At 62.7% G+C, this 5,349-nt stretch carries 7 protein-coding genes; 3 read left to right on the plus strand and 4 right to left on the minus strand.

Going from position 1 to position 5,349, the window contains the following annotated elements; translation table 11 throughout:
• Nucleotides 1-816: 816 nt before the first annotated feature.
• Both E3T33_RS03235 and E3T33_RS03240 read left to right on the plus strand, forming a co-directional pair.
• Complete coding sequence (locus E3T33_RS03235; RefSeq protein ID WP_092325347.1) at nucleotides 817-1,248, plus strand: CBS domain-containing protein; 432 nt, start codon at nucleotides 817-819, stop codon at nucleotides 1,246-1,248.
• Between the two features lie 32 nt (nucleotides 1,249-1,280).
• Nucleotides 1,281-1,709, plus strand: coding sequence for a PRC-barrel domain-containing protein (locus E3T33_RS03240; RefSeq protein WP_134574734.1), 429 nt, complete (start codon nucleotides 1,281-1,283; stop codon nucleotides 1,707-1,709).
• Nucleotides 1,710-1,843: 134 nt separating this feature from the next.
• Here E3T33_RS03240 and E3T33_RS03245 read toward each other — a convergent pair whose 3' ends face one another.
• Complete coding sequence (locus E3T33_RS03245) at nucleotides 1,844-2,209, minus strand: hypothetical protein (protein ID WP_092325343.1); 366 nt, start codon at nucleotides 2,207-2,209, stop codon at nucleotides 1,844-1,846.
• Nucleotides 2,206-2,751 carry a hypothetical protein gene (locus tag E3T33_RS03250; protein WP_134574735.1) on the minus strand — a complete coding sequence of 182 codons (546 nt, stop codon included), beginning with the start codon at nucleotides 2,749-2,751 and terminating at the stop codon, nucleotides 2,206-2,208. Before E3T33_RS03250 ends, E3T33_RS03245 begins: the two co-directional genes overlap by 4 nt.
• Nucleotides 2,752-2,908: 157 nt before the next feature.
• Here E3T33_RS03250 and E3T33_RS03255 point away from each other — a divergent pair, with 157 nt between their 5' ends.
• Nucleotides 2,909-3,157 carry a hypothetical protein gene (locus E3T33_RS03255; RefSeq protein WP_092325339.1) on the plus strand — a complete coding sequence of 83 codons (249 nt, stop codon included), beginning with the start codon at nucleotides 2,909-2,911 and terminating at the stop codon, nucleotides 3,155-3,157.
• A 656-nt stretch (nucleotides 3,158-3,813) separates the two neighbouring features.
• On the opposite strand, the gene E3T33_RS03265 is transcribed toward E3T33_RS03255, so the two are convergent.
• Nucleotides 3,814-4,779 (minus strand): SDR family NAD(P)-dependent oxidoreductase, encoded by a 966-nt coding sequence (locus E3T33_RS03265; RefSeq protein WP_134574736.1) that lies wholly within the window; start codon nucleotides 4,777-4,779, stop codon nucleotides 3,814-3,816.
• Nucleotides 4,692-5,189 (minus strand): DUF2231 domain-containing protein, encoded by a 498-nt coding sequence (locus E3T33_RS03270; RefSeq protein WP_092325333.1) that lies wholly within the window; start codon nucleotides 5,187-5,189, stop codon nucleotides 4,692-4,694. The genes E3T33_RS03265 and E3T33_RS03270 overlap by 88 nt, the downstream gene beginning before the upstream one ends.
• Between the last annotated feature and the right edge of the window lie 160 nt (nucleotides 5,190-5,349).

Consider the following 5,349-nt stretch of genomic DNA (forward strand, 5'->3'; position numbering starts at 1 on the left):
CCATGCGCTCCGACAAGACGGCCCGCAACTACCAAGCCGGTATCACCCTTGCCGCCACGTTGATCTGGATCAACACCGACTTATTCAACACGGCCTAGGCGCTTGCGCCGGGTCCTTGCAGGGGAGAGGGGTCTTCTTCGGGGTCGGTATCGGGGTGAGGCTCAGGATTGCTGAGCTCGTCATCTGGTCCCGGCTCAAGAGGGGGAGCCAGGTCTGGCTCGGGTGTGGGTGCCGTTTCAGTGGCGTTCTTGGCAGACTGGTCTACAACTTCGTCGTCTCGTTTATCCATACTTCGAACCTAGGTCAACGACCACGCCATGGCGAGGAGGCAGACTGGGCCCATCGGGGTTCGAGCGTTCTAAACTCGGTCAACCAGTTCGGTGTGACCTTCTTGGCGCGAGCAATGCGCGCAGCAGTAGATGCCAGCGTCGGTCTCGACTCCGTGGCCCAAGATCCGGCAGCCGCAGTGCGCGCACACCGGTGCCATCAGGTGGATCGCGCACTCGAAGCTGTCGAAGGTACTGCTTTGATCGCCTCTGGTGATGGTGAACGTCTTGTCGTAGTCATTGCCGCAGCTATCGCAGGTGGGCATCGAATCCGCCTCTCGTTTGTGTCACGCCTTCGTGCTTACCCGCTTTCGCTTCAATGTGCTAGGGGGTATGGATTCTTCGACACCCCGTGGACGCGCGCCTAGCGTGGAGAGGGCAACAGTTCATTTCCGTTCTCGCCGGCAGCTGACTGTCCAAGTGTGTGGATCTCACTCAAGAGAGCGGTCCGGCCAGGTACGGCCGGAACTAATCGAGGAGGTAGATCATCGTGACCACTGCACGCGAAATCATGACCGCCGGCGTCGAGTGCATCGGCGAGAACGAAACACTCGCGGACGCCGCCCGCAAGCTGCGCGACTTCGATATCGGATCGATGCCCATCTGCGGGGAAGACAACCGCCTCAAGGGGATGCTCACCGATCGGGACATCGTCGTCGCCTGCATCGCGGAGGGCGGCGATCCCATGACCGTGACGGCGGGGGAGCTCGCTCAGGGCAAGCCCGTCACTATCGGTGCCGACGACGACGTCAGCGAAGCGCTGGCGACCATGAAAGAGCACAAGGTTCGGCGGCTGCCGGTGATCGATGGCCACGATCTGGTCGGCATGCTCACCCAGGCCGACGCGGCACGCAGCCTGCCGGATGACCGGATCGGCGACCTCGTCGAGTACATCTCCGAACCTGGCGCCTCCCGCACATAACCATCGCCCAACAGACAGAAGGAGAACGAATCATGGAAACATCTGACACAGGCCTGCTGGTTAAGCTCAGCGAAACCGACGAAACGGTTGCCAACCGGGATGAGGACATTCGCGAACGCGACGTCAAAGATAAGGACGGCGCCGATATCGGCAAGGTCAAGGATCTGCTCGTCGATGAGACCGAGCGCAGGGTCCATTTCATCGAAGTCGCGTCGGGAGGATTCTTGGGCATCGGCCAGGACAAGACCTTCATCCCGGTAGATGCCATCACCTCCATCACCGGCGACGAAGTGTGGATCGACCAGACCCGCGAACACGTCGCCGGCGCACCAGCCTACGATCCCGACCTGGTGCGGGAACGGGAAACCTACGGGAGCATCCTGGGCTACTACGGGTACGGACCGTTCTGGGGGCCCGATTACCGGTACCCCGATTATCCGACCTACCGCCAAGGCCTTTAGGGGTTGTGCGCTGCGGGTCGGCGGGCGTAGCGTCGATAGTGCAAGAGAGGTGAAAACCACGATTGCACAGGAAGGCTCCAGTGGTCTCGTACCACCGGAGCCTTTCGCCATCCCGGGAGCGAGACGGCTGACTCCTATCGCTGCGTGGGGTTGGTGAGGATGCTATTGACTGCAGGATCAATCGGCGGCCCCGCCGTCGCCGGGCTCACCTTCGAGCCGCGGTTCGGGCCGATGGCGCTCTCAGGCATACCGGATGCCAGCTCGGAATCGCTGGGGGGCGCACCTTGATGCAGTGCCTCCACACGGTTCTCGAGCACTCGCAGCACAGGCAAGCGGTGACCGTGCTGCTGCTCATAGGCGATGAGCTGGGCCACGGAAGCCTCATCGAGTGAGGCGATCCTCGAGGGAAGATGACCGATCAGCACGTGATCGAAGTCCGGAAGCGGAAGGTCGCTATGGTCAACGGATGGCCTAGCGGGATCGGGCGCCAAAGAATTCATGCTTCGCCCTCCTTGGCGGCCTGTTGCAACTCAAGCTCGGAGATGGTGCGGATGTCGGCATCGACAGTTTGGCCCGCTTGCACGAAGTTGAGCTTCTCCATGTAGGGGGTAGGTGCCTTCCGGCGAGCATCGACGAACTCCGTCGAGTAATACGCCCGCGCATCGGTGACATCACGATCACCCGTGACAATCTCGTGGGCGAGGTTCAGAGCCAAACGGTTCGCCTCCTCATCATGACACGTGGCCGCCATCTCACCCATCGTCCGCCGGGCGACAACGCTGCCATCGAACTCAGCCAAAGCGCTAAACATCTCCGGCGGTACCCGATAGTCAATGACCGACTCCACAGAATCATGGTGAGGGGCAGGGAACTGATGCTCCCAAAACTCCCTAGTGGCCACGACGCGCTTCCACTCACCAACCTCGAACCACACCAACTGGGACGGTTGAGCCTCGTCCGGTTCACCGTATCTATCCACCACCAGCTGAGCCGCCTCCCGCGCCTCCTCGGGCCAAGTCAAAAGGATCTCTGCACTGTTCATACCTCATCGTGCGCACACCGCCGGTAATCCTGAAAGGGGCTTGACCCTGCCCGTCATCCGCCCCCGGACTTGCGGACGGGGGAAATCCCGCTTTCCGCAAGCCCACATGGGTCGCAATTTCCGACGTAGCGTGGCAAGGAACCCATCGGAGAAAATCATGCAAGCGGCGTACTTGTCGATCGGCACCAAACTCTTCTATCTCCCCTCGACAACTGATCTTGCGGGCCTCCGCGCCCGACTGACTATGGCTACCCGCGAGGGCGGAGCCATGGTCGACATCCCTGTGGAAGGAACTACGCTCGCTGCCCTGATCACGCCAGGCCTGCCCGTGTTTCTGGAGACGCGCGAGATTGAGGAGCCAACCCCTCCCGCCCAGTCGATTGCAGAGGAGGAATGGCTGCTCTAGTAGATCATGCGGGTCCCAGATCGACCGTCAAGTAATCTGGGCGAGCGGCGTAGGCGTTGCGTTGTGTATTGGGATGGATGTGCGATGGGTCACTTTCTGTTTGGGAGCCCTCCTGAATCGGTGCGTATCGATGACCGGGTCTTGGCTCACCTGAAGGTCGTCATGCTGACGAAGTTGCGTCGACACGAGGGCTTCGCTTTCACGTTCGAGTTCGAGCCCACCTCGGGAAGTGGTCGCTCGACCGTATGGCTCAACGCGACAGTATTGATCCAGTTCAGGTTCGAGGGCAGCAGGGTGCCCGTAATCAACCGGATATGGCTTGACGCGCTGATGCAAACAGCCAACGATATCGACGGGCTGCGTATAGTCCCGGAGCCCACTGAGCCATCTGAGCCGTCCCCGCATACCGCGAGCATTCCCGTTCAGAGGGATTGAATTACGTGCGTGCTCACTAGACCGGGTGCGATCAGACCAGTTCTCCTGAGGGCGGCGCCTTGCTGCACTTCTCGTTTGCGCCTGACAAAGTCACCCCAAGCGAGCACTTAGCAGACGACACCAAAGTTCGGTGGGGAATGTTGGCACCCGGACCGTCACGGAAAATGATGACGACGCGGATACCGACTAAGCGGCATGCCAGTCGATTGCATCCAGCGCAGTCATTGTTCGTTAGATGGTCCGCCGCGCTGCCGCCATCCGCCGTCTACCGTGTTCGAAGCAGGATCGGGCTCGAACACGGTGCCGTCGGAGTCGGGGATGCCGTCGGCCCGAAGTCCGAGGTGCATCATACCCGCGACGATTAGTCGATCGTAGAGCGGTCGCGCGAGCAGCCGGAGGGGTATTCCGAGTCCCTGTGTGCGCCCGACAACGGTAGTGGGGCGCGGATGCTCAAGTCGGCGCACTATGGCGGCCGCGACCCGGTCGGGGGAGACGAGAGGGGGCATCGGATGCACGACTCGCCCGGTGCGGTTCGCAGCGTGGATATAGATGGGAGTATCGGTCGTCGAGGGCAGTATGGTGCACACGCGCACCCCCGAGCCGAGTAGCTCGAGACGCAGGCACTCTGCGAATCCGAGCACCGCGTGCTTGCTCGCGACGTACGCCGACACCATTGGCGCCGGAACGCGCGAGAAGACCGAGCCGAGCAGCACGAGCGTGCCGCGCGTGCGCCGCAGGGCCGGCAGCGCCGCTCTAGCGCCATACACCTGGCCAAGCAGATTGACCTCGAGCACTCGGCGGAAGATGCGGTCGGGGGTCTCTTCCACGCTGCCCGCGGCGTACACTCCGGCCGCGCTGACCCAGCCGCGGATGCTGGTGAACCTCTCGATCGCGGTCGCGGCGAGAAGCGAGATCTGGTCCGGGTCGGCAACGTCGGTTGGCACGGCGATCGCCTCGCCACCCAGCGAGCGGCATTCAGCCGCGACCTCGTCCAGGCTCGAGGCGCTGCGTGCGGCGAGCACGAGCCGTGTTCCGCGGCGAGCTAGGGCGAGTGCGGTGGCGCGGCCGATCCCGCTCGAGGCGCCGGTGACGACGACGCTCAGTGTTCGAACGCCTTCCGCTGCGTCGTCTCGTCCGCGACTCGCACGCCGTGTCGGAACACGAGTTCTCCGCCGAGGAATCCGGATGCCGCGAGCAGGAGGAGGGCGACGACGCTCAGCACTACGCCGACGATGCTCACTGCGTCGGAGAGGCGAATCGCGAATCCGATCGCGAAGAGAACGATGACCGCGAGGTTGAGCGACATGTGCGTGAGCGCGATATGGCGAGCCCGCGTGCCGCGATTGAGCGCGGCGAGGTCCATGAGACCGGCGGCGGCCGCGAGCATCGCGCCCACAAGTCCGATCCCGATTAGCCAGGTTGCGCCGCTAGCGAAGGCAACGTCGCCCGTCGCACCGGCGGCAATATCGAAGACGATACTCGCCGTCCACGCGCCGATCGGGATGGTCACGAGTAGCGGGTGAAACGGATGCCCGTAAGGGCCCGCCAGGATGGTGCGTGGGTGCTTGGCCCGTCGCAGTGCCGATTCGCTATCCATGCTTGAACGCTAGCCCGGGAGGGCATGCGGGCCGAGGGCTTGCATAGTACGCACCATGAGACTAGACGCTATGGGGTATTGAGCTGGGGCCTCCCGATCGCATAGACCGTGGGTTGCGGGCCGGGTGTGTCTGGCTCGTAGTGCCACATATGTGAGGGAG

Source organism: Cryobacterium sp. TMT1-2-1 (genome assembly GCF_004403955.1).
Classification (GTDB): Bacteria; Actinomycetota; Actinomycetes; order Actinomycetales; family Microbacteriaceae; genus Cryobacterium; species Cryobacterium psychrotolerans.

Coding starts and splice junctions, on each gene's coding strand:
- E3T33_RS03250 (WP_134574735.1), bottom strand. CDS start 2,751: ATGAACAGTGCAGAGATCCTTTTGACTTGGCCCGAGGAGGCGCGGGAG.
- E3T33_RS03240 (WP_134574734.1), top strand. CDS start 1,281: ATGGAAACATCTGACACAGGCCTGCTGGTTAAGCTCAGCGAAACCGAC.
- E3T33_RS03245 (WP_092325343.1), bottom strand. CDS start 2,209: ATGAATTCTTTGGCGCCCGATCCCGCTAGGCCATCCGTTGACCATAGC.
- E3T33_RS03270 (WP_092325333.1), bottom strand. CDS start 5,189: ATGGATAGCGAATCGGCACTGCGACGGGCCAAGCACCCACGCACCATC.
- E3T33_RS03255 (WP_092325339.1), top strand. CDS start 2,909: ATGCAAGCGGCGTACTTGTCGATCGGCACCAAACTCTTCTATCTCCCC.